Raw genomic sequence first — 828 nt, forward strand, 5'->3', positions numbered from 1 at the left:
GCCGCGTCCCGCCGCTCGCCCGTCCGCTCCGCGCCCACCCCGCAGGGGCCGACGTCCCAGGGCTCGACGTACCCGCCGTCGAGCACGTCCACCTGCCCGACGCCGGAGGCCGACAGCAGGGCGGCCACCGCGGCGCCCACCCGGCCCGCGCCCCGCACCTGCACCCGTCTCGCCTGCCGGGCGGCCATCAGCCCCATCGCCGCCCCCGGCGCCGGATGCAGCACCGAGAGCGAGGCCAGGTCCGGCCGTAGCCGCTCCAGAGCGTGGCCCCGGCTCCGCAGCGCGGCGCCGCCCGAACCGCCGCCCCGCGCGTCGTCCAGCACCCCGGCCCGGGCCAGCCGCTCCACCAGCGCGTCCGCCCGGCCCTCCGGGAGACCCATGGCCGCCGCCTCGGCCCGCAGTAGCGGCAGCCCTCGGGTGCCGTCGAGCAGCCCCAGGAACGACGCCGTCGCCGTGTCCACCGGACCCACCACCGCCGCGTGGGCCCGCGTCATCCCGAGCTGGAGGACGTCGCGACCGCGCCAGGCCCGGCGCAGCGCGGGCTTCACCACGGGATGGACGCCCCCGGGCCCGGTCCCGCCGTCGGCCACCGCATCCCCGCTCCCGCCCGCGCCCTCCAGCACCGCGGTCCCGCCCCGACCGTCCGTCCCCGCCATGGCTCCCCCTCGTCGCCCACGTCGCCCTCGTTGTCCCGGCACACGCCACCCCGCCGCCGGCGGAGCCACCGTCCGCCACCGGTGGATTCAGCATGCATGGCCGCGCCGATCGACGTGCGGAGTTGTCCACAGGCACGGACCGATAGTCGTACTAGGGCCTGTATTGGGTTGT

At 78.5% G+C, this 828-nt stretch carries 1 protein-coding gene; it reads right to left on the reverse strand.

What is annotated here, in order from left to right; genetic code table 11:
* On the reverse strand, positions 1-656 hold a 656-nt coding region (locus tag JNW98_RS23850; RefSeq protein ID WP_372459313.1), incomplete at its 3' end, for a ThiF family adenylyltransferase.
* Positions 657-828: the final 172 nt, after the last annotated feature.

The sequence above is a fragment of the Streptomyces huiliensis genome, from assembly GCF_020037025.1.
Taxonomy (GTDB): Bacteria; Actinomycetota; Actinomycetes; order Streptomycetales; family Streptomycetaceae; genus Streptomyces; species Streptomyces huiliensis.